At 59.2% G+C, this 26661-nt stretch carries 28 protein-coding genes; 18 read left to right on the plus strand and 10 right to left on the minus strand.

Features of this window, described 5'->3' with window-relative positions; all coding sequences use genetic code 11:
• Nucleotide 1: 1 nt before the first annotated feature.
• From WNY61_RS02985 to WNY61_RS03010, 6 genes are all read left to right on the plus strand, one after another.
• Complete coding sequence (locus WNY61_RS02985) at nucleotides 2-763, plus strand: F0F1 ATP synthase subunit A (protein ID WP_007118047.1); 762 nt, start codon at nucleotides 2-4, stop codon at nucleotides 761-763.
• A 64-nt stretch (nucleotides 764-827) separates the two neighbouring features.
• The gene (locus WNY61_RS02990; RefSeq protein WP_007118046.1) at nucleotides 828-1052 is read left to right on the plus strand and encodes a F0F1 ATP synthase subunit C; all 225 of its coding nucleotides are present in this window, start codon (nucleotides 828-830) and stop codon (nucleotides 1050-1052) included.
• A 90-nt stretch (nucleotides 1053-1142) separates the two neighbouring features.
• The gene (locus WNY61_RS02995) at nucleotides 1143-1700 is read left to right on the plus strand and encodes a F0F1 ATP synthase subunit B' (RefSeq protein ID WP_342849956.1); all 558 of its coding nucleotides are present in this window, start codon (nucleotides 1143-1145) and stop codon (nucleotides 1698-1700) included.
• Nucleotides 1701-1715: 15 nt separating this feature from the next.
• On the plus strand, nucleotides 1716-2276 hold the full coding sequence (locus WNY61_RS03000; RefSeq protein ID WP_342849997.1) for a F0F1 ATP synthase subunit B: 561 nt from the start codon (nucleotides 1716-1718) through the stop codon (nucleotides 2274-2276).
• Between the two features lie 94 nt (nucleotides 2277-2370).
• On the plus strand, nucleotides 2371-2661 hold the full coding sequence (locus WNY61_RS03005) for a hypothetical protein (RefSeq protein WP_342849957.1): 291 nt from the start codon (nucleotides 2371-2373) through the stop codon (nucleotides 2659-2661).
• A 181-nt stretch (nucleotides 2662-2842) separates the two neighbouring features.
• The gene (locus WNY61_RS03010; protein WP_342849958.1) at nucleotides 2843-6298 is read left to right on the plus strand and encodes an AAA family ATPase; all 3456 of its coding nucleotides are present in this window, start codon (nucleotides 2843-2845) and stop codon (nucleotides 6296-6298) included.
• 116 nt (nucleotides 6299-6414) lie between these two features.
• Here WNY61_RS03010 and WNY61_RS03015 read toward each other — a convergent pair whose 3' ends face one another.
• Nucleotides 6415-6771 carry a helix-turn-helix transcriptional regulator gene (locus WNY61_RS03015; protein WP_342849959.1) on the minus strand — a complete coding sequence of 119 codons (357 nt, stop codon included), beginning with the start codon at nucleotides 6769-6771 and terminating at the stop codon, nucleotides 6415-6417.
• Between the two features lie 164 nt (nucleotides 6772-6935).
• Between WNY61_RS03015 and WNY61_RS03020 the strand changes: the two genes are divergently transcribed.
• Nucleotides 6936-7844, plus strand: coding sequence for a LysR family transcriptional regulator (locus tag WNY61_RS03020; RefSeq protein ID WP_342849960.1), 909 nt, complete (start codon nucleotides 6936-6938; stop codon nucleotides 7842-7844).
• A gap of 76 nt (nucleotides 7845-7920) precedes the next feature.
• Here WNY61_RS03020 and WNY61_RS03025 read toward each other — a convergent pair whose 3' ends face one another.
• On the minus strand, nucleotides 7921-9519 hold the full coding sequence (locus WNY61_RS03025) for a phosphoenolpyruvate carboxykinase (RefSeq protein WP_342849961.1): 1599 nt from the start codon (nucleotides 9517-9519) through the stop codon (nucleotides 7921-7923).
• Between the two features lie 378 nt (nucleotides 9520-9897).
• Here WNY61_RS03025 and WNY61_RS03030 point away from each other — a divergent pair, with 378 nt between their 5' ends.
• The 7 genes from WNY61_RS03030 to WNY61_RS03060 are packed head-to-tail and all read left to right on the plus strand — an operon-like array spanning nucleotide 9898 to nucleotide 15282.
• Nucleotides 9898-10599, plus strand: coding sequence for a response regulator transcription factor (locus tag WNY61_RS03030; RefSeq protein ID WP_007118038.1), 702 nt, complete (start codon nucleotides 9898-9900; stop codon nucleotides 10597-10599).
• Nucleotides 10600-10641: 42 nt separating this feature from the next.
• Nucleotides 10642-12330 carry a sensor histidine kinase gene (locus WNY61_RS03035; protein WP_342849962.1) on the plus strand — a complete coding sequence of 563 codons (1689 nt, stop codon included), beginning with the start codon at nucleotides 10642-10644 and terminating at the stop codon, nucleotides 12328-12330.
• Between the two features lie 18 nt (nucleotides 12331-12348).
• Nucleotides 12349-12777 (plus strand): HPr kinase/phosphatase C-terminal domain-containing protein, encoded by a 429-nt coding sequence (locus tag WNY61_RS03040; RefSeq protein ID WP_342849963.1) that lies wholly within the window; start codon nucleotides 12349-12351, stop codon nucleotides 12775-12777.
• A complete protein-coding gene (rapZ, locus tag WNY61_RS03045) occupies nucleotides 12774-13679 on the plus strand; it encodes an RNase adapter RapZ (RefSeq protein ID WP_342849964.1) in 906 nt (301 codons plus the stop codon). Before WNY61_RS03040 ends, rapZ begins: the two co-directional genes overlap by 4 nt.
• Nucleotides 13676-14068, plus strand: coding sequence for a PTS fructose transporter subunit IIA (locus WNY61_RS03050; RefSeq protein ID WP_007118034.1), 393 nt, complete (start codon nucleotides 13676-13678; stop codon nucleotides 14066-14068). The genes rapZ and WNY61_RS03050 overlap by 4 nt, the downstream gene beginning before the upstream one ends.
• Nucleotides 14069-14084: 16 nt before the next feature.
• The gene (locus tag WNY61_RS03055; protein ID WP_342849965.1) at nucleotides 14085-14354 is read left to right on the plus strand and encodes an HPr family phosphocarrier protein; all 270 of its coding nucleotides are present in this window, start codon (nucleotides 14085-14087) and stop codon (nucleotides 14352-14354) included.
• Nucleotides 14355-14406: 52 nt separating this feature from the next.
• The gene (locus tag WNY61_RS03060) at nucleotides 14407-15282 is read left to right on the plus strand and encodes a lysophospholipid acyltransferase family protein (RefSeq protein ID WP_342849998.1); all 876 of its coding nucleotides are present in this window, start codon (nucleotides 14407-14409) and stop codon (nucleotides 15280-15282) included.
• A 79-nt stretch (nucleotides 15283-15361) separates the two neighbouring features.
• Here the strand turns inward: WNY61_RS03060 and WNY61_RS03065 are convergent, their stop codons facing one another.
• Nucleotides 15362-16237 carry a 3-hydroxybutyryl-CoA dehydrogenase gene (locus WNY61_RS03065; RefSeq protein WP_342849966.1) on the minus strand — a complete coding sequence of 292 codons (876 nt, stop codon included), beginning with the start codon at nucleotides 16235-16237 and terminating at the stop codon, nucleotides 15362-15364.
• A gap of 156 nt (nucleotides 16238-16393) precedes the next feature.
• Between WNY61_RS03065 and WNY61_RS03070 the strand changes: the two genes are divergently transcribed.
• On the plus strand, nucleotides 16394-17227 hold the full coding sequence (locus WNY61_RS03070; protein ID WP_342849967.1) for a DUF6473 family protein: 834 nt from the start codon (nucleotides 16394-16396) through the stop codon (nucleotides 17225-17227).
• A 79-nt stretch (nucleotides 17228-17306) separates the two neighbouring features.
• On the opposite strand, the gene WNY61_RS03075 is transcribed toward WNY61_RS03070, so the two are convergent.
• The 6 genes from WNY61_RS03075 to WNY61_RS03100 all read right to left on the minus strand — a co-directional run bounded on the left by WNY61_RS03075 (nucleotide 17307) and on the right by WNY61_RS03100 (nucleotide 21582).
• Nucleotides 17307-18233 carry an FAD-binding protein gene (locus WNY61_RS03075; RefSeq protein ID WP_342849968.1) on the minus strand — a complete coding sequence of 309 codons (927 nt, stop codon included), beginning with the start codon at nucleotides 18231-18233 and terminating at the stop codon, nucleotides 17307-17309.
• A complete protein-coding gene (locus WNY61_RS03080; RefSeq protein WP_342849969.1) occupies nucleotides 18233-18991 on the minus strand; it encodes an electron transfer flavoprotein subunit beta/FixA family protein in 759 nt (252 codons plus the stop codon). The genes WNY61_RS03075 and WNY61_RS03080 overlap by 1 nt, the downstream gene beginning before the upstream one ends.
• Before the next feature lie 165 nt (nucleotides 18992-19156).
• Nucleotides 19157-19729, minus strand: a complete 573-nt coding sequence (locus tag WNY61_RS03085) for a cob(I)yrinic acid a,c-diamide adenosyltransferase (RefSeq protein WP_007118027.1) — start codon at nucleotides 19727-19729, stop codon at nucleotides 19157-19159.
• Nucleotides 19729-19935 (minus strand): twin transmembrane helix small protein, encoded by a 207-nt coding sequence (locus WNY61_RS03090; protein ID WP_243261548.1) that lies wholly within the window; start codon nucleotides 19933-19935, stop codon nucleotides 19729-19731. The genes WNY61_RS03085 and WNY61_RS03090 overlap by 1 nt, the downstream gene beginning before the upstream one ends.
• A gap of 57 nt (nucleotides 19936-19992) precedes the next feature.
• Nucleotides 19993-20826, minus strand: a complete 834-nt coding sequence (locus WNY61_RS03095; RefSeq protein WP_342849970.1) for an SDR family NAD(P)-dependent oxidoreductase — start codon at nucleotides 20824-20826, stop codon at nucleotides 19993-19995.
• 57 nt (nucleotides 20827-20883) lie between these two features.
• Nucleotides 20884-21582: an SH3 domain-containing protein gene (locus WNY61_RS03100; protein WP_342849971.1), complete on the minus strand. Its 699-nt coding sequence runs from the start codon at nucleotides 21580-21582 to the stop codon at nucleotides 20884-20886.
• A gap of 212 nt (nucleotides 21583-21794) precedes the next feature.
• Here WNY61_RS03100 and WNY61_RS03105 point away from each other — a divergent pair, with 212 nt between their 5' ends.
• The gene (locus tag WNY61_RS03105; protein ID WP_342849973.1) at nucleotides 21795-24236 is read left to right on the plus strand and encodes a DNA topoisomerase IV subunit A; all 2442 of its coding nucleotides are present in this window, start codon (nucleotides 21795-21797) and stop codon (nucleotides 24234-24236) included.
• A gap of 27 nt (nucleotides 24237-24263) precedes the next feature.
• Here the strand turns inward: WNY61_RS03105 and WNY61_RS03110 are convergent, their stop codons facing one another.
• Nucleotides 24264-25622 (minus strand): cytochrome P450, encoded by a 1359-nt coding sequence (locus tag WNY61_RS03110; protein WP_342849974.1) that lies wholly within the window; start codon nucleotides 25620-25622, stop codon nucleotides 24264-24266.
• A gap of 125 nt (nucleotides 25623-25747) precedes the next feature.
• On the opposite strand from WNY61_RS03110, the gene WNY61_RS03115 reads away from it, so the two are divergent.
• Complete coding sequence (locus tag WNY61_RS03115) at nucleotides 25748-26326, plus strand: hypothetical protein (RefSeq protein WP_342849975.1); 579 nt, start codon at nucleotides 25748-25750, stop codon at nucleotides 26324-26326.
• A 162-nt stretch (nucleotides 26327-26488) separates the two neighbouring features.
• The coding region (locus tag WNY61_RS03120; RefSeq protein ID WP_342849999.1) for a GTP-binding protein at nucleotides 26489-26661 on the plus strand (173 nt) is incomplete at its 3' end.

The raw sequence follows: 26661 nt of genomic DNA on the forward strand, positions 1-26661 counted from the left end.
AATGGCAACAGAGATACAAGGCGCTGAAACAGGCGGTCTGGAATTCCACCCGATGGACCAGTTCATCGTATCGCCACTCTTTGGCGATGGCGCTTCCGTTGCTTGGTACACCATCACCAATGCCACCTTCTGGATGGCGCTGGCGGTTCTCGCGACTTTCGCTCTGCTGGTGCTGGGCAGCGCACGCCGCTCTGTCGTGCCGGGCCGGATGCAATCGGTTGCCGAGTTGGCCTATGGCTTCATCTACAAGATGGTCGAGGACATCTGCGGCAAAGAAGGACTGAAGTTCTTCCCCTATATCATGACCCTGTTCATGTTCATCGTGATGGCCAACTTCCTCGGCCTGATCCCCACGGCCTTCACGCCCACTGCGCATTTCTCGGTGACTGTGGTGCTGGCGCTGGCAGTGTTCATTACCGTAACCGTAGTCGGCTTTGTCAAAAACGGCGCGGCGTTCCTGAGCCTTTTCTGGGTGTCGTCGGCACCTCTGGCCCTGCGCCCGGTGCTGGCGATCATCGAATTGATCAGCTACTTCGTACGTCCCGTTAGCCACTCCATTCGTCTGGCGGGTAACGTCATGGCGGGCCACGCGGTTATCAAAGTTTTCGCCGGTTTCGCTGCCATCGCAGTGATCTCTCCGGTGTCGGTGCTCGCGATTACCGCGATGTACGGTCTCGAAGTGCTGGTGGCCTTTATCCAGGCCTATGTCTTTACCATCCTGACATGCGTGTACCTCAAGGACGCGCTGCACCCCGCACACTAACAACCCCAACAACGGCGGAATATTTCGCCAAAGTTTTAACTTCCAATCGTAAGGAGATACCCCCATGGAAGGTCAACTCGCACATATCGGCGCAGGCATTGCAGGTCTCGGCACGGGCATCGCAGCCCTGGGTGTCGGCAACGTTGCCGCCAACTTCCTGTCCGGCGCACTGCGCAACCCATCGGCAGCCGCAAGCCAGACAGCGACCCTGTTCATCGGCATCGCGTTTGCAGAAGCTCTGGGGATCTTCTCGTTCCTCGTCGCTCTGCTGCTGATGTTCGCCGTCTAAGCTTCCGGAACTGCATTCCTTACGAGCGGGCAGGCGCGCATTGCCGTGTCTGCCCGACTGTAACGGCAAAGTTTCCAAGGAGAAGCCACGATGGCAACTGAAACAACCAGCGACGGGCTGGCCGACGCGACCGGCATTGTGACCCATGCCGCCGAAACGCCGGGCATGCCGCAGCTGAACTTTGATCACTGGGGCAACCAGATTTTCTGGCTGATCCTGGCACTTATCGCGACCTACCTGATCCTGTCACGCGTGGCTCTGCCCCGTATCGGTGCGGTTTTGGCTGAACGCCAAGGGACCATCACCAATGACATCGCTGCCGCTGAAGACCTGAAGGTCAAGGCGCAGGAAGCCGAAGCCGCCTATGACCAAGCCCTGATCGACGCCCGTGCCGAGGCACAGCGGATCGTGGCCCAAGCCAAAGCGGACATGCAGGCTGATCTGGATATCGAAATGGCCAAGGCCGATGCCGAGATTGCCGCTCAGGTGGCAGAATCGGAAAAAGCCATTGCCGAAATTCGTGCGAGCGCCATGGTCAACGTACAAGCCGTTGCCAAGGATACCGCAGAAGCTCTCGTCGCCGCTTTGGGTGGCACGGCAGATGCAACCACTGTTGATGCCGCCGCTGATGCGCGGATGAAAGGATAAGCCATGACCAAATCCATGCGCCTAACACTTTCGACCCTGCTCGCCGGTCTTGCGGCATCGCCAGCGCTCGCCGCCACGGGGCCGTTCTTCTCGCTGCGCAACACCGATTTCATCGTGTTGCTGGCCTTCTTGCTCTTCATCGGCATCCTGATCTACTTCAAGGTTCCGACGCTGCTGATCGGCATGCTCGACAAACGTGCCGATGGCATCAAGACCGAGCTGGAGGAAGCCCGCGCCCTGCGTGAAGAAGCGCAAACTCTGCTGGCCTCTTACGAGCGTAAGCATAAAGAGGTGCAGGACCAAGCGGACCGCATCGTGTCTTCCGCCAAGGAAGATGCCCGTCTTGCTGCCGAACAGGCGCGGGCGGATATGGCCAAGTCGCTTGATCGTCGCATGGCTGCCGCGAAAGACCAGATCAGCTCGGCTGAGGCCGCTGCTGTGAAGGAAGTTCGAGACCAAGCTGTGACCATCGCTGTCGCCGCTGCCCGCGACGTGATCGCCAAACAGATGACCGCTGCACAGGGCAACAAGCTGATCGACGACGGCATCGCCCAAGTCGAAGCCAAGCTGCACTAAGCCGCGTCACATTGAATTTAGAAAGCCCCGGTTTTGCCGGGGCTTTTTCTTTTGCGTTAGGCTTTTGTTAATTCGGCCACTGCAGGCTGAGGCCATGCGCTTGTTACTCACCCTCGCAATATCGGTCGGCCTTTCGGCCTGTACGGCCCCCAGCCGGGATTTTCGGGGTTTACCGGCCCAACGTATAACGGTGGACGGCTCGGTTTTTGATGTGCGTATTCGCGGGGAGCGTGCGGAGGCGGTGCGCGTGAACACGCAATACGCCCCCCGCTTTGGCCCAATCCGGGAGAGGGCCGGACGCGCGATGGCACAAGCGAGCGGCTGTCAGGTGAAAGAGGTGCTGGGCGATCAAGCGCTGGCGCTTGGTGTGTTGGACTGCGATTAGCACCTCCCGCGCAGGATTGGGCACCTCGGTTGGTTCGCGGAAGGATGATCCCACCACTGGCGACAATATATTGTGGATAACCGCTCATCGCCCCCCTTCCCTTGGGGCTTTTGATTGACTCGGACCCTCCCAAAACGGCAAGTTCGCCGCTCAGGTAAGAATCAATCACGGCAGGGCTAACTTGCGCTTTTCCAAACTCAGACTGACCGGCTTCAAAAGCTTCGTGGACCCCACAGACCTCGTCATTTCAGACGGGCTGACCGGGGTCGTGGGGCCAAACGGCTGCGGTAAATCCAACCTGCTCGAAGCGCTGCGGTGGGTCATGGGCGAAAACCGCCCGACCGCGATGCGTGGCGGTGGCATGGAAGATGTGATCTTTGCCGGGGCCGCCTCGCGCCCTGCGCGCAACTTTGCCGAAGTCTCGTTGCACCTTGATAACAGTGACCGGTTGGTGCCTGCGGGCTTTAACGAGCAGGACGCGCTAGAGATTGTGCGCCGCATTACCCGCGATGTAGGCAGCGCCTATAAGGTGAACGGCAAAGATGTGCGCGCCCGCGATGTGCAGATGCTCTTTGCCGATGCGTCGACGGGCGCTCATAGCCCGGCGCTGGTGCGGCAGGGGCAAATTGCTGAGCTCATTAACGCCAAACCCAAAAGCCGTCGCCGTATTTTGGAAGAAGCCGCCGGGATTTCCGGTCTTTACCAGCGGCGCCATGAGGCAGAGCTCAAGCTGAACGGCGCGGAGCAGAACCTCGCCCGCGTTGATGATGTGATCGAACAGTTGGCTTCGCAACTGGCGACGCTGGCCCGACAAGCGCGGCAAGCCGCGCGGTACCGCGAGGTTGGCGAGGCGCTGCGCCGGGCCGAGGGGTTGCTGCTGTATCGACGTTGGCGCGAGGCAGATGAAGCCCGAGGCACCGCAGAAGGCGAATTGCGTGCCCGCGTTACGTCGGCAGCCGAGGCCGAGGCGCAGGTGCGCCGGGTGGCCAAAGCACGCGAGGAAGCGGAAACCGTTTTGCCCGCGTTGCGCGAAGAAGAGGCGATCTCTGCCGCTGTGCTGCAACGCCTTGCTACACAGCGCGATACGCTGACCGATCAAGAGGCGCGCGCTGCCGCATTGATTGAGACCCTGACTGGCCGCATCACGCAGCTAGCGCGCGATATTGACCGCGAAGGTGGGTTGAACCGCGATGCCGAGGAAACGATCGAACGCCTCGAATTGGAGGCGCAGGAACTGGCCGCGGCGGGCGAGGGGCATGACAGCGCGCTTGATGCAGCTGCTGAGGCTGCGCGTGAAGCGGCTGAGGTGCTTCAGGCCCGCGAAGGGGATCTGAGCCAACACACAGAGGACGTCGCCCGTCTGGCCGCGCGTCATAGCTCGGCGGAGCGTCTGCTTCAGGACAGCCGCAAAACGCTGGAGAAGTCAGAGGCCGAAGCCCGCAAGGCCCGCGATGCCGTGGCGCAAAGCCAAGCGACGCTCGATAAAGCAGGCGTGGATTTTACCGAGGCGCAGCAGGCCGAAGCCGCCGCTGTCACTGCCGCTGCCGCTGCCGATGCCGCCCTTTTGGCTGCAGAAGAAACACGCGCTGACACCCAATCGCGCGAAGCCGACGCCCGCGCGGAACGGTCTGAGGCCGAAGGCGAAACCAATGCCCTGCGGGCAGAGGCCGGGGCACTGGCGAAGCTGGTGGAGCGCGACACGGCGGAGGGTGGGCAAATCCTCGACCGGTTGCAGGTTGAACACGGGTTCGAAAAAGCACTCGGCGCGGCCTTGGCCGACGATCTGCGTGCCCCTGAAGTTGATGCGGATGGTCCGTCCGGCTGGTCGGTACTGCCCGGGTATCTGGAGGCGCAACCCCTGCCTGAGGGGGTGACGCCGCTGACGCAGCATGTCTCGGTCCCTGAGGTGCTTGAACGCCGCATGAGCCAGATCGGGCTGGTCGATCCGGACGCGGGTACGCGGCTTCAGGCGCAGTTGTTGCCAGGGCAGCGGCTGGTCTCGCCCGAGGGCGATCTGTGGCGGTGGGACGGCTTTCGCGCCTGGGCTGAGGACGCGCCTTCGGCTGCAGCGCTGCGTTTGCAACAGTTGAACCGATTGGAAGTGTTGAAGCAAGCGCTGGAGCAAGCAAGCCAGCGCGCCGATGGCGCACGGGCTGCGCATGAAACATTGCAACGCCAATTGGCCGAGCAGGCAGACGCGGATAAACGCGCCCGCGAAGCGCGGCGCGACGCGGACCGTCTGGTTGCGGATGCTGGCCGCGCGCTGAGCCGGGCGGAAGCGGATCGAAACCTTGCCGAGAGCCGACTGGAATCCATTGGGCTTGCGGTAAAGCGCCACGAAGAGGCTGCGATAGCCGCCCGCGCGGAGGTCCAGGAGGCCGAGCGCACGCGCGAGGGGCTGGACGACCTTACAGCGGCGCGCGCGCAGGTTGAGGACATTCGCATGACGGTCGAAGCGTCGCGGATCACCATGATGTCGCGTCGCTCGGCTCATGATGAACTGCGCCGCGAAGGCGAAGCGCGCACCCGCCGCGCGCAGGACGTGACGAAAGAAGTCAGCAATTGGCGGCATCGCTTGGAAACGGCGGGCAAACGGACTGCTGAACTGATCGAGCGCAAGACCGCGTCCGAGGTCGAGTTGGCCGAAGCCAGCGCCGCGCCTGCAGAGATCGCGGCCAAACGTGAAGAATTGACTGGTGCGATCGCCGCTGCCGAAGCGCGTCGGGCTCTTGCGATGGAAACGTTGTCTACTGCAGAATCGGCATTGAAGGCAGCGACAGATGCCGAACGGGATGCTGAACGGCAGGCCTCTGACGCACGCGAAGCCCGCGCGCGGGCCGAAGCCCGCAGTGACGCCGCCCGCGAGACCGTCTCGCACGCCGCCGAGCGCATTCAGGACGAACGGCAAGTCACACCTGACGCGCTGCGCGCTGCGCTCAATATCGAAGCAGACAAGATACCGCGCGCCGAAACCTTGGAAGAGGACGTGAACCGCTACAAACGCCAGCGAGATTCCTTGGGAGCGGTGAATCTGCGCGCTGAGGATGACGCCAAGGAGGTTCGCGAGGAGCACGACGCGCTGTTGACCGAAAAGGCCGATCTGGAAGAGGCGATCAAGACATTCCGCAGTGGCATTGCCGGTCTTAACCGCGAAGGGCGGGAACGGCTGCTGACGGCCTTTGAGCAGGTGAACGCGAACTTCTCTATGTTGTTCACCCATCTCTTTGGCGGCGGCGAAGCGAACCTGGTGATGGTCGAAAGCGATGACCCGTTGGAAGCCGGGCTCGAGATCATGTGCCAGCCGCCGGGCAAAAAGCTCAGCACGTTGAGCCTGCTTTCAGGCGGGGAGCAAACCCTGACCGCAATGGCGCTGATCTTTGCCGTGTTCTTGGCCAACCCGGCACCGATTTGTGTGTTGGATGAGGTCGACGCGCCGCTTGATGACGCAAATGTGACCAGGTTCTGCGACCTGCTAGACGAGATGTGCCGTCAAACCGATACGCGATTCCTAATCATCACACACCACGCGGTGACGATGGCGCGGATGGATCGGCTCTTTGGGGTCACCATGGGGGAGCAGGGCGTGAGCCAATTGGTCTCTGTTGACTTGAAGAAAGCGGAAACGCTGGTGGCGTGATGCCGCGATGCTGGCGCTCGATGGCGCTGCGCTTGCGGTGCGCATCGCGCGCCGCGAAACTTGTTCCCTCCCTTAACGCGCTCGCCGCTGATCCGGGGGCGGGCGAACAGCGACAGTCAGCTTCGACGAGAGACAGTCACGCCCGAAACATCTTCAATAAACGTTAGAATACGGGCTCTTATCGCGTCATCTTTGATGGAGCCAATCGCGTTCACGATATCCAGCGCGGGGTCATTTTTGGTTTCTGGGGCGTCGTCGTCGAGCCCTTCAAAGAAATAGCCGGGGGTGACATCGAGTATCCGGGCCAACTCATGAAGGCGGCTGGCAGCGATACGATTCGAGCCGATCTCATACTTTTGGATCTGTTGGAAAGAGAGTTTCAGTTCACGTGCCACATCGGTCTGGGACTGTTTGCGAAGGGTGCGGGCCTGCTTAAGTCGCCGACCAACGTGAATGTCTACAGGATGGGACATGGTATGATACCTCAGGTTGAGTTTCATATATTCGTTACGCGCAATGTGTTGAGGATCAATTGCCTAGATCTGGCCTATTTGCGTTAACCAATTTACCTAAGATGGATTCATTATGTTGCCTTATGGGGTGATACATGTACCATCCCTCGCCTATGAACCAGCATATGTCCGATATTGAGCCGGTCGACACCGTGCCCCAGACCTCGCAAAAGGAGCCCGCGCCGGCCCTATTGTTTGAGATGATGCGATCATTCGTGACCTTAGCAAGCACCTTGAACCTGAGCCATGCAGTCGCCCAGATGACGAGCACGCGGCAAACGGTTCGGCGGCACATCCAGCAATTGGAAGACACAATGGGCGCGCCGCTCTTCTCTATTGAGAATCGGCGCTATTCCCTGACCAAGGCGGGCGAAGAGGCGTTGCCAGAAGCACGCGATATCCTGGACCGCGGTAAGCTGTGGCTGGGGGGGAAGACCCGCCATGTCGATGGGATGCTGCGCCTGTCCTATGAAGAGCCGAACGGCTGGTGCTTCCACCAGAAACAACAGCCGCTATCGCTTATCTGGGATGGTGGATCACCGATGTTGCAGGCCGCTCTTGAGGCTTGGACGCAAAGCCGGGGAGAGTTGGAAAGCGAAGCCTTCCGCGCCATGCGTCCCTATGTGCTCGTCTATCGCGACTCGCCAAACGGATGGATTTGCACCGAGGTTGGCGAAAAATCGTTTTATACCCAGTGGTGGGGGTGGAGTAACGCGCGGAGCAGCATCGGGCGGCCGCTCAAGCTGTTTCCCGGCGGGCCTGAATTCGAAAATATGCTGAACTTTCCCTTTCGCGAGGTAGAGGCCACCAATGGTGTGCGACTGGATGAGGTGGTCACGCAGATCCCACGCGAGGAGGGGGGACACCCGGTGCCATTGGCCTACAAACGTCTGCTGATGGCCGGGCGCTATCCAGACAAAAGCTTTGCGCTGATTGCTGCTGTTGACCGATCGACATCCGTGAATATCGAAGGGGTCGATGATGCTTTCCTGCAGGAGATGCCGTTGGATGCGAAGGTGACATTCACAGGATAGGCTGTGAAGAACGTCAGACGTGCAAAAGGGCCGCCCATCAAGGCGGCCCTTTCTGTATCGGCTATGTCAAAAAGCCTTAGCTGATCGCTGCCGCTTTCACATCATCGTCGATGTAGGGCAGGTACTGCTCAAAGTTGTCCGAAAACATCTTGACCAGTTTGGCTGCCTGACGGTCATAGGATTCCGGATCATCCCATGTGCGACGCGGGTCGAGCAGGATGTCGGCGACGCCGTTCACCTCGATAGGGACATCAAAGCCAAAGTTCGGATCTTTGCGGAACTCGGCATCTGCAAGACGCCCTTCAAGCGCGGCAGACAAGAGCGCGCGGGTCGCCTTGATCGGCATCCGCGAACCGGTGCCATAGGCCCCGCCAGTCCAGCCGGTGTTGACTAGCCAACAGGTAGCACCATGCTGGGCGATCTTTTCGCGCAGCAGATTGCCGTAGACTTCGGGCCGGCGCGGCATGAAAGGGGCGCCGAAACAGGTGGAAAACGTGGGCTCAGGCTCGGTCACGCCACGCTCGGTCCCTGCCACTTTGGAGGTGAAGCCCGACAGGAAGTGATACATTGCCTGCGCCGGGCTGAGCCGTGCGATCGGAGGGAGCACACCAAAGGCATCGCAGGTCAGCATGATGATATTCTTGGGGTGGCCGCCGACGGCTTTTTCGCTCGCGTTAGAGATATAGTGCAGCGGGTAGGCTGCACGCATGTTCGCGGTGAGCGAGTCGTCGTCGAAGTCCAGCTCGAACGTGTCGGGATCGAAGACCATATTCTCGATCACGGTGCCGAATTTGGAGGTCGTCGCGTAGATTTCCGGCTCGGCTTCGGCGTTAAGGTTAATAGTCTTGGCATAGCAACCCCCTTCGAAATTGAAGGTGCCATTGTCGGACCAGCCGTGTTCATCATCACCGATGAGCGTGCGTTCGGGGTCGGCCGACAGCGTGGTCTTACCGGTGCCCGACAGGCCAAAGAAAACAGCCGTATCAACCGGGTTACCGTTGGCATGGTTGGCCGAGCAGTGCATCGGCATGATGCCTTTCTCGGGCAGCAGATAGTTCAACAGGGTAAAGACCGATTTCTTGTTCTCGCCCGCGTATTCGGTGCCGCCGATGAGGATCATCTTGCGGTCGAAATTCATCGCGATCACGGTCTCGCTGCGACAATTGTGCTTGGCAGGGTCCGCCTGGAAACTGGGGCAATTGATGACGGTGAAGTCTGCGGTGAACTCTTGCAGCGCTTCGGCATCAGGGCGGCGCAGCATGGTACGGATGAACAGCCCATGCCATGCCAGTTCCGTGACCATGCGCACATTGATCGCGTGTTTGGGATCGGCGCCGCCAACGAGGTCTTGGACGAAGTAGTCCTTGCCCTGCATATGGGCGATCATGTCTTGATACAGCGCGTCGAAACCCTCGGCCGACATTTCGGCGTTGTTTTCCCACCAGATGCTATCGGCCACGCTGTCGGTTTTAACGACGTGTTTGTCCTTGGGCGACCGGCCTGTGAACTTGCCCGTGGTAACAAGGAACGCGCCGCCCTTGCCGAGCTTGCCTTCATCGCGTTTGAGCGCAGCTTCGACCAGCGCAGGCTCGGTCAGGTTGTAATAGACATCGCCAAGCCCGCTGATCTGTTGATCTTCGAGGCTGAACTGCGGGTTTACCCGTCCAAATGTCATATGATGTCTCCTGTGGTAGCGCGTAAGCAGCGCAGAACGTGTCCGAGCGGGCGCAATTGCCCTGGGCATCGGGGCCTTGAGAGCCTCTTAACACGGGCGTTTTCAGGTTGAACAGGCAGGTTTGCCATAGTTAGCGCCATCATCTGAAACTTTGTTTCTAAGCGCTCGAATCCTGGCAAAATGCGGTGGCTGCCGGGCGGGCTTTGGCTGATGCGACCGAAGTTAAAGTGCGGCAATTTAGTCATTCCTAACCAAATTATGACCCAATTGGTGCATCACGAAGGCACGATTCGCACTTAAGGATTGATTCGATCTGTTATATTGGGGATCACTGGCTCCAAAAATAAGAACGAATTGAGCAGCATAAGGAAGCAGGCAATGTCAAAGATTGCATTGGTAGACGATGACAGGAACATCCTGACATCCGTTTCGATGACTCTTGAAGCTGAAGGCTTCGAAGTAGAAACCTACAACGACGGCCAGGCCGCGTTGGACGCATTCAACAAGAAACTGCCGGATATGGCCGTGCTGGACATCAAGATGCCCCGCATGGACGGCATGGACCTGCTGCAACGTCTGCGTCAGAAAACCGCGATGCCGGTCATTTTCTTGACCTCCAAGGATGATGAGATTGACGAGGTTCTGGGCCTGCGTATGGGCGCCGACGACTACGTTAAAAAACCCTTCAGCCAGCGCTTGCTGGTCGAACGTATCCGCGCCCTTCTGCGCCGCCAAGACGCGGTGGAAACGAATGAGGTTGGCGATACTGAAGAGACCAAAGTGATGGAACGCGGCGAATTGCGGATGGATCCGCTGCGCCACGCGGTCAGCTGGAAGGGGAAAGACGTATCCCTGACCGTGACCGAATTCCTGCTGCTGCAAGCGCTCGCGCAGCGCCCCGGTTTTGTGAAGTCGCGCGACCAGTTGATGGACGTGGCCTATGACGACCAAGTCTATGTGGATGACCGCACGATCGACAGTCACATCAAACGTCTGCGGAAAAAGATGCGCAGCGCGGATGATGAATTTTCGGCGATCGAAACGCTTTATGGCATCGGCTATAGATATAACGAAGAGTAAACCCGCCAGTTAACGCGGGTCGAAAGGAAGCTTGTGCGCGACATGGCTGCTGGCAGGGATGGTGATGTAGTATTGGGGGACGATTGGGTCACCCCCGACAGTGCCGCGCCGGGTGAAATTCGGGTCAAGCGAGAACGCCGGGGGCTGTTCTCGCTGCGGGCTTCGCCGCTGACGCGCAAGATTATAACTTTCAACCTTATCGCGCTCAGCGTGTTGGTCGCGGGCATTTTGTACCTCAACTCCTCGCGTGACAGTCTGGCGCTGCAACGTGCGGCGGCGTTGGTTTCAGAAACTGAACTGATCGCCAATGTGATCGAAGCGCAGCTTCCCGTGGGCGCGCCGGTGAACCTGACCACTGGCGATGGTGTTGATGTGGTGGCCACACTTAACGGGCTGGACCTACGCGGCGGCATCGAAGTCTTCGTCTATGACCCGGCGGAAACGCTTGTTGCGCGCACAGCGGGCAGCCTCACCGTGGCCGAAGCGCTTGCAGCTTCCGAAGCTGGGGAGCGGACGCTGCTCAATGACGGGTTGAACTGGCTCTGGGACCGCGTCTCGGCCCCCTTTAATACTAATGAAGTCGCCTCTGCCCCCCCGCTCGAAGAGCAGTTGCGCAGTATTGTCGGGGCCAGTGTCACAGGAGGCACCCGCTTTGAAGGTACCCTTGATATAGAAGGCGGCACATTGTTCAGTGTGGTCACGCCAATCATGCAGGGCGACACCCCAGTCGGCGTGGTCGCCGTGGCCAGCGCCGCGGGAGAGATTGACCGTCTGGTGCGCAGCGAACGTGAGCGCGTATTGCAGATGTTTGTCATCGCGACATTGGTTTCCATCGGGCTTAGCCTTGTGCTGGCGTCGACAATCGCCAACCCACTGGCTGACCTTTCGGCGGCTGCCGAACTGGGCCGCGACAAAGACGCACGCAAGATGAACCCCGGCCGTATCCGCATCCCCGATCTGACCGCACGTCCCGATGAAATTGGTCGCCTCTCCGGTGCACTCCGCGGGATGGTATCGGCACTCTACAACCGTATTGATGGCAACGAACAATTCGCCGCCGACGTGGCACATGAGATCAAGAATCCGCTGGCATCACTGCGTTCCGCCGTGGGCACCCTAAGGTTGGTAAAACGCGATGATCAGCGGGAAAAACTGCTTGATGTCATCGAACATGACGTGCGCCGGCTTGACCGGCTGGTAAGCGATATTTCCAACGCCTCTCGGCTCGATTCAGAGCTGGTTAAAGAAGAGGAAGAACCCTTCGATCTGCTGCAAATGCTTGGCAACCTTGGCCAGTATCTGGGAGAAGATGCGAAATCTAAGGGCATCGATTTCATCACCGATCTGCCCGCCGCGCCGATCACCGTGCATGGGCTTGAGGCGCGTTTGGCACAGGTTTTTGTGAACCTCATCACCAACGCGATTTCCTTTTGCGAAGACGGCGATGCGATCCGCGTTTGGGCACGTAAACGCGCCAACCGTGTGCTGATCGTGGTCGAAGACACCGGCCCCGGCATCCCCGAGCAAGCGCTTGGCAAAATCTTCAAACGGTTCTATTCGCAACGCCCCGAAGAGCATTTCGGCAATAATTCCGGTCTTGGCCTCGCAATTTCCAAGCAGATTGTTGAGGCCCATGGCGGCGTAATTTGGGCCGAGAACATCCGCCCGACTGAGGCTGACATTACCTCAGAGCCACTCGGCGCTCGTTTTGTTGTGGGTCTGCCGACCTAAGCGGCTTGAGGCCGAGAAATGACTATCAAACCCGACAATCTGCATGCCAGTTGTGTCGCCATCGACGGGCGTGGGGTGCTGATCCTTGGCCCATCAGGAGCCGGTAAATCCGCGCTCGCGTTGCAACTGATTGCTCTCGGCGCCAAGTTGGTGGCGGATGACCGCACCGATGTAATCCGCAGTGAGGACGAGGTGATCGCGAGCGTTCCCGAAAATATTCGTGGGCTTATTGAGGCGCGGTATGTTGGAATTCTACGGCTTGAGGATCACGGTCCGGTGCCCTTGGTCCTAGTCGTTGATCTAGCCCACACCGAAATCCAGCGCCTTCCGGAGCGCCATTCACATCAGGTACAGGGTGTCACATTGCCCTGTTTTCACAAATGCGATAGCGCTCATTTCCCGGCAGCAATTCATCTGTATATATCAGGTGTGAAAGAACCGAATTGATCAGTCAAACGTCATCAACAGACCGCGCGCCCCGGCGCTTGGTCCTTGTCACCGGCCCATCGGGCGCCGGCCGCTCCTCTGCGCTCAACGTGTTGGAAGACGCAGGGTTTGAGGCAATCGACAACTTACCACTGCGACTGCTTCCAGCACTGCTGGACCGACCTGGCGATGCGCAATCAATCGCCCTTGGTATCGACCCGCGAAACCGCGATTTCTCAACCGAGGGTGTGCTTGAGTTGATGGGCCGACTTTCTGCGGAACCGGGGTGGAGCGCGGAACTGCTTTACCTAGACTGCGCGCCCGATGTGCTGCTGCAGCGCTTTTCAGAGACTCGTCGCCGCCACCCGTTGGCGCCCGCTGATCGCCCGGCCGACGGTATCGCCCGTGAGCAGGAGCTGCTGCATCCGATCCGCGCCCGTGCCGATGTGCTGATCGACACGACAACGCTCAACGTCCACGAGCTGCGTGCCGAAGTCGAGCAGTGGTTTGCCCCCGGCGGACAGCGCCATCTCACGGTGTCGGTGCAAAGCTTTTCCTATAAACGCGGCCTGCCGCGCGGCGTCGACGTAGTGCATGACTGCCGCTTCCTACGAAACCCCTATTGGGTGCCCGAACTGCGCAACGGCGACGGTCGGGATGCGGCCGTCGCGGCCCATGTGGCAGGCGATAAGCGTTACACGGACTTCGCCGGCAAAGTGCTCGATCTGAGCTTGCTGCTGCTCCCCGCCTACCGTGAAGAAGGCAAATCGCATATTTCCATCGCCTTCGGCTGCACCGGCGGGCAACACCGCTCGGTTTCTATGGCGGAAGACCACGCTTTGCGCCTTGCAGAGCAGGGCTGGCAAGTGTCAATTAGGCACCGTGAGCTAGACCGCCAGCATCGTGAAGGAAACAAGCTGTGATTGGGATCGTCATCGTCGCACATGGGGGGCTGGCGCAAGAATATCTTGCGGCGATCGAACATGTCGTGGGGTCCCAGTTCGGCGTTCGTGCCATCGCCATTGAGCCCGATCATGACCGCGCCGACAAGGAGCGTGAGATCTGCACCGCCGCCAATGAGGTGGATCAAGGCGCAGGTGTCGTGGTTGTTACCGACCTCTTCGGCGGATCGCCGTCAAATCTAAGCCTCTTGGCCTGCCGCCCGGAAAACCGTCGGATCATTTATGGCGCGAACCTGCCAATGTTGATCAAGCTCGCTAAATCGCGGCAAATGGATGTCCCCGATGCCGTGCGTGCGGCGCTCGAAGCTGGTAAGAAGTACATCGACAGCCAGAATGTCAGCGCAGGTTAGAAGGCCCCCAGACGTCATGCCCGAATTTTCTCTTAAGATCGTAAATGAAAAAGGCTTGCACGCGCGCGCCTCCGCCAAATTGGTAGAGGTGGTGGAGGCATTCGACGCCCGCGCCGAAGTCAGCAAAGATGCCATGTCGGCCTCGGGTGACAGTATCATGGGGTTGCTGATGCTTGGCGCTTCGCGGGGCACTTCAATTGACGTTCAAACCTCCGGCCCCGATGCCGAGGCCTTGGCCGACGCTTTGACTGCCCTCGTGGCGGATAAGTTCGGCGAGGGATACTAGCCGCCTGAGGCGGGAAAAAGGATCCTCCAACTGCATGGACGACGCGCAAAAGATGGCGGCCCAGAATGCCCAAAAGGCCCAGACGGGCGACGGTACGGTGACATTCACCAAATACGACCGCCGCAGCCTCTCCTATGCCTCAACCTTTGATGATCCGTGGAAAGCGCGGACCATTTCGGCAATGGAGCTTTTCACCGGAAAGCTGAAAATCCTTCGGCTGATCCGTAAGTTCGAGCAGCGCGGCACCCCCTCTGGCCAAGCCTTTTGGCGTGCCGCTCTCGATACCATGGGAATCAATCTCACCACCCCTCAGCAACAACTTGACCGCATCCCCAAAGACGGGCCGGTGGTGGTGGTCGCGAACCACCCGCATGGCATGGTCGACGGTATGATTTTTGCCGATCTTATCGGTCGTGTCCGCCCCGATTATCGGATTCTTACCCGGTCGCTGCTTACCTCGATCGACGAGGTGGCAGGCAGCTACATGATCCCGGTGCCGTTCCCTCATGATCCTGATGCGCAGCGCAAAGGCGTGGAGATGCGCGCCAAGGCCATGGCCCACCTTAAGGATGGCGGCGTGGTTGCGCTTTTCCCTTCAGGTGTGGTCGCCTCATCTGAGAGTTGGTGGGGCCCTGCGGTTGAGGCTGAATGGAACGTCTTTACCGCCAAAATGATCCGCCGCTCCGGCGCCCAGGTGGTGCCAATGCGCTTCCCCGGCCAGAACAGTCGTGCCTATCAGATCGCCAACCAGATCAGCCCAATGCTGCGCCAAGGCCTTTTGCTACATGAAATCGCACATGCCTGCGATAAGCCCCAAGGGCCAATCGTCGGCCATCCTCTCAGCCAGCAAGAGATCGACCGCTGGGCGGATGACCCGCGCGGCTTTATGGCGTGGCTGCGCGCTCACACTCTGGCGCTCACCGACTGATTTTCATCCTTTTATAAATACCCGCGGGGGAATCGCACCTTTGGTGCGATGGGGGCAGCGCCCCCAACGAGGCCGCCATTTAGCGTGTCGGCACCGGCTGTTCCCCACGGTAATCATAGAACCCGCGCTGCGTTTTGCGGCCCAGCCAACCGGCTTCGACATATTTGGTCAACAGCGGGCAGGGGCGATACTTGGTATCCGCCAACCCATCATGCAGCACGTTCATGATCGCGAGACAGGTGTCCAGGCCGATGAAATCGGCCAGCTCCAGCGGTCCCATCGGATGGTTGGCCCCCAGCTTCATTGAACTGTCGATCGACTCTACATTGCCGACCCCTTCATAGAGGGTATAGACCGCCTCGTTGATCATCGGCATGAGGATCCGGTTGACGATGAACGCGGGAAAGTCTTCGGCTGAAGCGGCGGTTTTGCCCAGCCGGTCAACCACGGCCTTGCAGGCATCATAGGTCTCGCGGTCTGTGGCGATGCCACGGATCAATTCGACCAATTGCATCACGGGCACCGGGTTCATGAAATGGAAACCCATGAATTTTTCCGGCCGGTCGGTACGGCTGGCCAATCGAGTGATGGAAATTGACGATGTGTTGGACGTGAGAATCGTCGTCGGCTTCAGGTGTGGAATGAGGTCTTCAAAGATCGCCTGTTTCACAGTCTCCCGCTCGGTGGCCGCTTCGATGACGAGGTCGGTTTGCCCCAGATCGCTCAACGTCTGCGTCGTAGTGATGCGTGCCACGGCGGCATCACGATCGGCAGCGGAGATTTTTTCGCGGCTCACTTGGCGGTCCAAATTGCCAGTGACGATTTTCATGGCCTTGGCCAGCGCATCGGCGCTGACATCGTTGAGCAGCACATCATAGCCTGCCAGCGCCATGACATGGGCAATCCCGTTGCCCATTTGCCCTGCGCCCACGATACCGATTGTCTGGATGTCCATGGCCTGTCCTTTGCTTATGTTCGGCGCACAATAGGGCGCGTGGCGGGGGTGCCGCAAGGGCAGCTGTTTGCGAAATATATCGGCAAATTTGACCGTTAAGAGAATCGCAGTTCCTGCTGTGCAATCTGGCCCTGGGTGAACAAGAAAGGTGGGTTTATGACCTATGATGCACTGGGGCCGAAGCCTCTCGATTATCTGCCATGTCGCTATGGCACCTCAAAGCTGATGTTTCGCGGCCCCCGCCGCAGGTTGGAAGAGCCCTATATTGCCTTTCTTGGCGGTACAGAAACCTATGGCAAATTCATTGAGCAGCCTTTTCCGGCGCGGGTTGAGGCAGAGATTGGTAAGACTTGCGTAAACTTTGGCTTTCCTAACGCCGGGATTGATGCTTTTGCGCATGACCCCTTCGTCGCGCAGGCCGCATCGCAGGCGGATGTAACGGTGGTACAGGTCATGGGTGCGCAGAATATGACCAATCGTTTCTATTCAGTTCATCGGCGCCGGAATGACCGCTTTGTTGGCGCTTCTTCTCTTTTGCAGACAATCTTCCGCGAAGTGGATTTTTCGGAGTTTCATTTTAATCGTCACATGCTGACTCATCTCATGCAGGTCTCGCCTGAGCGGTTTGAAGCGGTTCGCACTGAATTGCAGCAGGCATGGCTGGCGCGGATGCGGCTGATGTTGGGCCAGATACAGGGGCGAACACTGTTGCTTTGGCTGGCGGATCGACCGCCCGTGACCGCAGCCGATCAGCCGGTGGGGGAGCTTGGCTATGATCCGCTCTTCGTGACCCGTGAAATGCTGGAATCGGTGGCCCTTCATGCGACCGCCAAGGTTGAAGTCGTCTCTCCCAGAGATCCTTCAGCTGGGCCAGTCGCCGGTATGGTGGTAAGCGATCTTGAGACGCAGGCCGCGTCTGAAATGCTGGGCCCTATGGCCCATGCCAATGCCGCTGCCGCATTGGCCGATGCGCTTCAAAGCATGTGCTAAGCCGCGCGACGAAAAGCCTATACACAATGAAAAAGGCCCGCCAATACTGGCGGGCCTTTGATGTTTCACGTGAAGAGCTTTACAGCTTTTCGATCAGTTCAGGCACCGCGTCAAAGAGATCGGCGACCAGCCCGTAATCGGCAACTTGGAAGATCGGCGATTCTTCGTCTTTGTTGATCGCGACGATGATCTTGGAGTCCTTCATCCCGGCAAGGTGCTGGATCGCACCCGAAATGCCAACCGCGATATAGAGATCGGGTGCGACAACTTTACCGGTCTGACCAACCTGCCAGTCGTTCGGCGCATAGCCCGAATCGACCGCGGCGCGTGAGGCACCAACGGCGGCACCCAGTTTGTCGGCCAGCTTCTCGATCAGCGCAAAGTCTTCTTCGGAGCCAACACCACGACCACCGGAGACCACGACGCCCGCGCTTGTCAGCTCGGGGCGGTCGGATTCGGCAACCTTGTCTTCGACCCAAGTGGACAGGCCGGGATTTTCGACAGCCGAGATGGTCTCGACACTGGCGGACCCGCCTTCACCGGCGGCATCGAATGTCGATGTGCGGAAGGTAATGACCTTTTTGGCGTCGTTGGATTTTACGGTCTGGATTGCGTTACCGGCATAGATCGGGCGCTCGAACGTATCGGCATCGACCACACCGGAAGCATCGGAGATCACCATGACATCCAAGAGAGCCGCGACACGGGGCATCACGTTCTTCGCGTCGGTCGTGGCAGGTGCAACAATGTGGTCGTAGTTAGCAGCCAGCGACACGATCAGCGCGGCGGTGGCTTCGGCCAAACGGTGGCCCAGCATCGGGTCTTCGGCGACCAGCACCTTGGAAACGCCATCGATCTTGGAGGCCGCTTCGCCCGCCGCTGCAGCAGAGCTGCCTGCGGCCAGAACGGTGACTTCACCCAGTTCCTTGGCTGCGGTTACCGCCTTGGCAGTCGCGTCCATGGACAATTCGCCATCGGAAATTTCGGCAATCAGAAGAACAGCCATTACACAGCCCCCGCTTCTTTGAGTTTCGCCACAAGCTCGTCAACCGAACCGACCTTGATGCCAGCGGCACGCTCAGCAGGCTCAACGGTTTTGACGATTTCCAAGCGGTTGGAGACATCGACGCCGTAGTCTTCGGCAGTCTTTTCATCCAACGGCTTTTTCTTGGCCTTCATGATGTTCGGGAGCGAAGCATAGCGCGGCTCATTGAGGCGCAGGTCCACAGTGACGACTGTCGGCATGGTGACCTCGATGGTCTGCAGGCCGCCGTCGACTTCGCGGGTGACTTTCGCCTTGTCGCCTTCAATGGTGACCTCCGAGGCGAAGGTCGCCTGAGACCAGCCCATCAGTGCCGAAAGCATCTGGCCAGTGGCGTTCATATCGTTGTCGATCGCCTGTTTGCCGCAGAGCACGAGGCCCGGCTGTTCTTCGTCAACAATCGCTTTCAAGATTTTGGCCACGGCCAGCGGCTCGATGTCTTTATGGACATCATCAGACGCCACAACGAGGATCGCGCGGTCGGCACCCATGGCGAGCGCCGTGCGCAGTGTTTCCTGCGCTTGCTTCACACCGATGGAGACGGCGACGATTTCCTCGACCTGACCGGCTTCTTTCAGACGAATCGCCTGTTCGACGGCGATTTCGTCGAAGGGGTTCATCGACATTTTCACATTGGCGAGATCAACACCCGATCCGTCCGCTTTGACACGAACTTTCACGTTATAGTCGATCACGCGTTTGACAGGCACCAGTACCTTCATGAGCGGTCTCTCTCCTCAGTTTGTGACACGGGCTGGTTGGCCCGGTCTCCCTAATTCTCCAGACGGGTGTAACGAAGCGGATCGGATCAAAACAGGCCAAAATCGGCAGTTCAGTAGTTTTGAACGCGGCGTTTTCCCGGTTTTTCCCCCGTTAGCGCTAATTTTTCAGCGGTTCGCACCCGGCACCCAGAGCACGTCTTCCTTGCCCGCGTTGTTGGCCATACGCGCGGCGACGAAGAACCAGTCGCTGAGACGGTTCAGGTAGGTGACCGTGGCGGGGTTGATCGTGGTCTGTTCTGACAGCAGCACCGCGAGCCGTTCGGCGCGGCGTGCCACGGTCCGGCAGACATGCAGATGCGCCGCCAGCGCGCGGCCACCGGGCAAGATGAAGCTGCGCAGCGGGTCCAACTCGGCGTTCATCACGTCGATTTCGCGTTCTAGTCGGTCAACCTGTTCTTGAGTGACACGCAAGGGCGGGTACTCCGCATCGCGGTCGGCCTCCATGTCGGGGCGGCAGAGGTCAGCGCCGAGGTCGAACAAATCATTCTGGATGCGCGCTAATGCGTCGTCCGTGTCTTTGGTCGCCTCAAGACGCGCCACGCCGACAAAGCAGTTCAATTCGTCGGAAGTGCCATAGGCCTCAACCCGAGCATCGTGTTTGGCCACGCGATCACCATTGCCAAGCGCTGTAGTGCCCTTGTCGCCGGTACGGGTGTAGATTTTGTTAAGCACAACCATCAGATCGTCCCCCCTCGGAAGTATACATAGGCCAAAATCAGCAGCACGGCGATAAACTGGGCGATGATCCGCCAACGCATCAGTTTGTTGGCGTTGCGCTTGTTGAATTTGCCCCCCGTGGCAAATCCACCGAGGCCCATCATAAGCACAACGGCAACCGCCACGACGGAAAGCAGGACGATCACGAAAAACGGATCATTTGGCATGGGTTGTCCTTTCGTTGCCCCGAGATGTAGCGGCGCGGTGCAGTCGCGCAACCAAAATTAACGGCTTGTGACCCAGTCCAAGGCACGCGTCGGCAGGATACGCCGTAAAACACCGGCGATGTGAGTGGGTGTTGTGACGAAATAGCGCGGGCGGGGCCGGGGGGATTCGACGGCATGGGCCAGTTTTTCGACCACCGCTTCGGGGGGCAGCTCAAACCGGTCCTTCTTACCGCTGTCATCATAGAGCCGGGGGCGCATGGTGGCCTCATACTCCGCCGCGCGAGGGCTGTTTTTCCAGTCGATCCAACGCTCGAAGCGTGGAATTGCTTTTGTCCGCAGTTTGGAGGTGACGGGGCCGGGTTCAATCAAGATCAGTTCGACCCCGGTGCCGCGCATCTCAAGCCGGAGCGTGTCCGTCAGGCCTTCGAGCGCGAATTTCGTGGAGTTATAGGCGCCGCGCCATGGCATAGCGACCATGCCTAACACCGAAGAACACTGCACGATCCGCCCATGCTTCTGTGCACGCATCACCGGGATGACCGCGCGGGTTAGGCTGTGCCAACCAAAGAAATTGGCTTCGAAAATTTCGCGCAGTGCATCGGTGGGGAGGTCTTCGACCAAACCGGGCGTGGCATGAGCGCCGTTGTTGAATACCGCATCCAATGTGCCGCCGGTCTGTTTGAGCACATGTGCTAGGGCAGATTGGATGCTGGTCTCGTCGGCGTAATCCAACCGCGGCGCGTCAAAGCCTTCGGCGGCCAGACGGTCGCAATCTTCCTGTTGGCGGCAGGCCGCAAAGACCCGCCAACCCCGCGCGCGCATGCCATGCGCAGCAGCATAGCCGATACCGCTGGAACAGCCGGTGATAAGGATGGAACGGGTCGCAGACATGCAAAGGGCCCTTCAATTGAAAGGCCCTTCATCGCGCGATGCTATAGGATTGGCAAGTTAGCCGTTGCTGAGCAGGAAGTCAGCCATCCAACCGGATTCTGCGCCGTCTACGCTGCGGAACCGCACCCAGCCTGCGCCATTGTCTTCAACAACTTCAACAGCGTCACCTTCGCCCAGCTTGCCGACGACACCGAAATCGGTACCGGGACCACCGCGAACATTGACGCGTGTGCCGTTCACCTTGCGAATGTCAGTCTGCGTGGTGCTTACATAAGTTGCGCTGTTATCGTTGGAATTGATCAGGCTCGGAACAACTACAGGCGCATTTGCAGTTGTGACCGAATAGGATGCGTTTTGAACCATCGGCGTAGTGTTAACCACTTTGGCCTTCACAACTTTAGCACCGGCGCGGTCGTCCGACGTAGCAACGGCCTTTTGCACCATCGAGTTGTTGGCCTGAGGCAGGTCGCTCAAAGTAGTGAGGTTCAGCGCTACACGGGTTGCGACGGCCTCAGGCGCTTGCGCTTTTCGTGCAAAGGGGGTTGCTGAGGTTTCCGACTTGCGTGCTGCATTGGCGACAGCAGCGGTAACCAAGCTGGAGGAAGGTGTCGCGGCATTTGCGCTGGCGATTAGGCCCGAACCTGTGGCTTCAGCGCTCGCCATCTGTGGGCCAGCAGGTACAAAATCTGCCCCGCCGCTCATCTCATAGAAAGCCCAGCCCATGAAACCAAATGTCAAAAAGATGAAACGTTTCATTGTGCTGTTCCCTGTCCTTGTAAAAACCATGTCTCTGTTGAGAGACCAACGCGGAACTTCGCGAATGGTTCAAATCCAATTGGCAAGAATTCGCATAGAGAAAAAGTATTGCTACTTTCTGACTTGAAACCGTGACAACGGCGAATTTCTCTGGCCGATTCTGAACAATCTGTCGCTTGCCCGCCCTGCCGCGGTTGGCTAAAAGACCCGTCATGTCAGACACAACCACACCCCCAGAACTTGATCCGAATGACCTGTCCGAGCCGCTGCGCCGCGCCTTGGGTGAGCGGTATCTGACCTATGCGCTGTCCACGATCATGCACCGTGCCTTGCCGGATGCGCGCGACGGATTGAAACCAGTCCACCGCCGCATTCTTTTTGCCATGCGCGAGCTGCGTCTGTCCTCAACGGGTGGCTTTCGTAAATCGGCAAAGATTTCGGGCGATGTCATGGGGAACTATCACCCGCATGGCGATGCCGCGATTTATGATGCGATGGCGCGTTTGGCGCAGGACTTCAACGTCCGTTATCCGCTGGTCGACGGTCAGGGTAACTTTGGCAACATCGACGGCGATAATCCCGCTGCCTCGCGCTATACCGAAGCGCGGATGACAGCGGTCGCTGAGGCGATGCTGGAGGGGCTGAATGAAAACGCTGTCGATTATCGTGAAAATTATGACGGCACACTGACCGAACCTGTCGTGCTGCCCGCGCAGTTCCCCAACCTTCTGGCCAACGGCTCGTCGGGGATTGCTGTCGGCATGGCCACCAACATCCCGCCGCATAACATTGCCGAACTTTGCGACGCTTGCATTCACCTGATCAAGACCCCCGATGCGCGTGATGAGACACTGCTGAATTATGTGCCCGGCCCTGACTTCCCCACCGGGGGCGTGATTGTCGAGCCGCCTGAGAATATCGCCAATGCCTACCGGACGGGTCGCGGCTCGTTCCGTTTGCGCTGCCGTTGGGAGGTCGAAGACCTTGGCCGCGGTGCGTGGCAGATTGTCGTGACCGAAATCCCCTATCAGGTTCAGAAATCCAAGCTGATCGAAAAGATCGCCGAACTGATTCAAGCCAAGAAGATACCGATCCTCGCCGATGTGCGCGACGAATCTGCCGAAGACGTGCGGATGATCATCGAGCCACGCTCGAAAAACGTCGATCCCGCGGTGCTGATGGGGATGCTGTTCCGCAACTCCGATTTGGAAGTGCGGTTCTCGCTCAATATGAACGTGCTGATTGATGGGCAGACGCCTAAGGTTTGTTCGTTGAAAGAAGTGCTGCGCGCCTTCCTTGATCACCGGCGCGAGGTGCTTCAGCGTCGTTCGCGGCACCGGATGGACAAGATCGACCATCGGCTTGAGGTGTTGCAGGGCCTGATTACGGCCTTCCTGAACCTCGACCGGGTGATCGAGATCATCCGCTATGACGATGACCCCAAAGCCGCCTTGATGTATGAGGACTGGAGCCGGGTGCATCAAGACACGCTGGCCCGCGCGATGGATGAAGCTGCCTATATCTCGCCGCTCGCGGGTGTCGATGTGTCCAAGCTGGCGGTGATTGCCGACGCTGAAGCGCAGGCAACTGGTGTGCTGACTGAGAGCGGTGACACCCGCGCCGTGCCGCACAGCTATGCGGGCCGGGAAAACGGTCTTTCGGATGTGCAGGCCGAAGCGATTCTTAACATGCGTCTGCGGTCTTTGCGGCGGTTGGAAGAAGATGCGCTGGTGAAAGAGCGTGACACATTGATGTCGGAACGCGCGGGGCTAGAAGACCTGCTCGACAATGAAGACCTGCAATGGACCACCATCGCCGACCAACTGCGCGCGACGAAAAAGCAGTTTGGCAAGGACTGGGTGATTGACGGGGTCAAACGCGGCCAACGTCTCAGTACCTTTGAGACGGCGGGCGAGGTTGAGGACGTCCCGATCGAAGCAATGATCGACCGCGAGCCGATCACGGTGGTCTGCTCGCAGATGGGCTGGATTCGCGCCATGACGGGTCATATCGACCTGAACCGCGAGTTGAAGTTCAAGGATGGCGACGGCCCGCGTTTTATCTTCCATGCTGAGACGACGGACCGCTTGCTGGTCTTTGGCTCGAACGGTCGTTTCTACACCGTTTCCGCCGCCAACCTGCCCGGTGGGCGGGGCATGGGGGAGCCGCTGCGGTTGATGGTCGATTTGCCCAACGAGGTGCAGATCGTGTCGCTGTTTATTCATCAGCCGGGGCGCAAGCTGCTGGTGGCGTCCTCCGCTGGCGATGGTTTCGTCGTGCCCGAAGATGAAGTCGTGGCGCAGACCCGCAGCGGCAAGCAGGTGTTGAACGTGCGCGGCGAAGGTGTCGCGGCGCTCGTCTGTCATCCTGTGTCAGGTGATAGCGTGGCGACCGTGGGCGAGAACCGCAAAGTGCTGGTCTTTGGTCTTGATGAGCTGCCCGAAATGGGGCGCGGCAAGGGCGTGCGGTTGCAGAAATACAAAGATGGCGGGCTGTCGGATGCCACCACCTTTACGCGCGACGCGGGCCTAAGCTGGCAAGACCCCGCGGGGCGCACGCGCACCGAGGTCGATCTGGCCGAATGGACCGGCAAACGCGCGAGTTCCGGTCGCATGGCGCCGCGTGGCTTCCCGCGCGACAATAAATTCAACTGATCCCGCTGGCCCCGCTTTGCAGTGGGGTCAGTTCAGCGGCTCTGCCGTCATCCACACGCCGCCTTCGGGCCGCAGGGTCAGGATCATCACCGGCTTTGGGTCTTTGCCGGGTACGGGGGTGAACTTGAACCGCCCGAGCAGCGTGGCCAAGATGATCACCGCCTCTTGCAGCGCGAAACTGGCCCCGATGCAAATGCGCGGTCCATCGCCAAAGGGCAGATAGGCATAGCGGTCAATCGCCTTACGGTCTGCAAATCGTTCGGGGCGGAAGGCGTCGGGATCGTCCCAGAGCAATTCATTGCGGCCGAGCGCGTAGATCGGGATGATCACGGTGTCGCCGGGTCGAATTTCGCGGTCGCAGAGCGTGTCGTGCTTTTGTGCGGTGCGCGAGATGATCCCGGCAGCGGGGTAGAGACGTAGCGCCTCATCGACGATCATGCGCACCAACGGCAGGTCATCTACGTCTTCACCAGTGCAGGGCCGATCGCCGAGGACCGATTGCACCTCAGCGCGGGCGCGGACCTGCATCTGTTGATCGAACCCCATGAGGTACATCGACCACGCCAGCGTCAGTGCCGTTGTCTCATGCCCCGCGACGATGAAGGTTAAGAGATTGTCGCGCAGCTCGGCGGTGTTCATCTGGCGCTTGGTCTTGGGGTCAACGCCTTCGAGCAGCAAATCCAGAAGGTCGGGCGTGCCCTTATGGCCGCGCGCGACGCGGGCCTCGATGGCACTGTCGGCCATGGCCTTCATCTGTTTGAGCGCTTGGCCGGACATCATCCGCCCCGGACGCGGCAGCCAATCGGGAAGGCCCAAGATGTCGAACAGGCTAATCTTGCCAGCTTCGGCGATATAATCGTCAATCGCCCCATGCACCTTGTCGCGGTCAAAGGTGCCATCGCCGGAAAAGGTCACATCACCGATCACGTCAAAGGTGGTGGTGACCATCTCCTCCAGCATATTGACCGCGCGCGGCCCTGCGGCCGCAATCCGGTCAGCGGCGCGGGCGGCGGCATCTGTCATCACGGGGGCGAGGTTGCGCACATTGCGCTGCGAAAACACCGGGGCCGCCGCGCGGCGTTGCCAGCGCCAGTGCGCGCCTTCCGCAATGAAGAGAGAGTCGCCAATGGCCGGGCGCAGCAGGTTCTTGGTTACATCTGATTTGGGGTAGTCCTCTAGCCGATCTAATAAGACGTGCCGTATCGCATCCGGGTCCATCACCATATGCCAGCGTTTGCCGGTCTTGCCCGACACCATGGGCTGCGTGGTGGCGATCTTGGGAATGATGCTCAGCACGTTGCGCCGGGCCATTTGAAGGCTACCAAACAGACCAACGGGTTCGGTGACAAGGGGCACGTGCACGGGCAGGGGGGGCGGCTGGGTCATGATGATGTCCTCACTCCTTACCAAGATAGGGCAGGGCGACACGGACGCAACTGCGGCAAATGATTGCGCCGCCTTTGGCCATCAGCTACCCCTTTGCCAATATTAACGCCCCGAGGGATGTGCCGATGATCCGTGTTCTTGCCGTGCTGATGACTGTTGCGACGCTGGCTGCCTGCAATGGCGCATCCGATTTAGGCGACGCGCCGACCCCGCTCGGCGATTTTAACCTGCACCACAATATAGTCGTGGCCCCCAAGGCGCAAAAAGGCCCGCTGAGCCGTGAGGTCAGCAAGGATGAACTAGCCGCTGCCGTTCAGGCCGCCACCGCCGAGCGGTTTGACCGCTATGATGGGGATCGGTTCTATCATTTCGGGATTAGCGTCGAAGGCTATGTGTTGGCCCAGCCAGGCATCCCACTGGTCTTTGCGCCCAAATCCATTCTGATCCTTAATCTGACCGTTTGGGACGACGCCAAGAACAAAAAACTGAACTCCGAGCCACATCAGATCACTGTGTTCGAATCCTTCGATCAAGGGCCAGTCGTCGGGTCGGGCTATACAAAATCTGCCGAAGAGCAGCTAAAGAACCTCAGCCAGAATGCGGCCAAGTCGATTGAGAACTACCTTGTGAAGCAAAACCGCGAGCAGGGCTGGTTCAACGGCGGTGTGGCAGTGGCTTCGGCCTCTGAGCCAGAGGACAAATAACCTTAGCCTCGGCGCCGGAGATCGTTCGAGGATCAGGGAGGGCAAGCTTTAAGTGACCCCAAGGTGCAAGTCCCGCTTGATTTTACCGCCCAGACCCAATACATCGCCCGCCAGATAGGGTTCGGGTCCCCGTTGGGTCCCCTCAAATAAAAGGGCGCCACCATGGCAAAGGCAAAGTTTGAACGTAACAAGCCACACGTCAACATCGGCACAATCGGCCACGTTGACCACGGTAAAACCACGCTGACCGCGGCGATCACCAAATACTTCGGTGACTTCCAAGCGTATGACCAGATCGACGGCGCGCCCGAAGAAAAGGCACGTGGCATCACCAT

This window comes from Sulfitobacter sp. AS92 (assembly GCF_038900015.1).
Taxonomy (GTDB): Bacteria; Pseudomonadota; Alphaproteobacteria; order Rhodobacterales; family Rhodobacteraceae; genus Sulfitobacter.